Origin of the sequence: Kitasatospora sp. NPDC058243, from assembly GCF_042882025.1 — a bacterium.
Classification (GTDB): Bacteria; Actinomycetota; Actinomycetes; order Streptomycetales; family Streptomycetaceae; genus Kitasatospora.
Map to the genome: position 1 here is coordinate 2,291 of NZ_JBHVWW010000143.1, position 359 is coordinate 2,649.

Annotated in this window: 1 protein-coding gene; it reads left to right on the top strand. The window is 66.9% G+C overall.

Annotated elements, in window-relative coordinates:
• Nucleotides 1–359, top strand: a 359-nt coding sequence (locus tag ACFVX9_RS39595; RefSeq protein ID WP_387987128.1) for a bifunctional DNA primase/polymerase, incomplete at both ends; no start/stop codon positions are given.

Consider the following 359-nt stretch of genomic DNA (forward strand, 5'->3'; position numbering starts at 1 on the left):
CCATCGACCTGACAGGCCTCGAGAACGGCTTTCACGCTCTCGCGCTGCTCGCCGCCTACATAGGACAGCAGAACCCCTGCGAGGACGAGACCACCCTGCGGGTCCAGACCGCCTCTGGAGGCATGCACGTCTGGTACTCGGTGCCTCAGGGTCTGCGCCTGCGGTCTTCCTCCGGCGCGGGCAAGGAAGTGGCCCTTGCCTGGCAGGTGGACGTGCGTGCGGAGAAAGGATACGCCGTGGCGCCCTTCATGCGTACGGCGAAGGGCACCTACCGGCCCGTGGGGTCGGCCCGGAACCCCGCTCCCCTACCTGGCTGGCTGGCTTCAGAGTTGGACCGCACATGCCACACGATCATTACC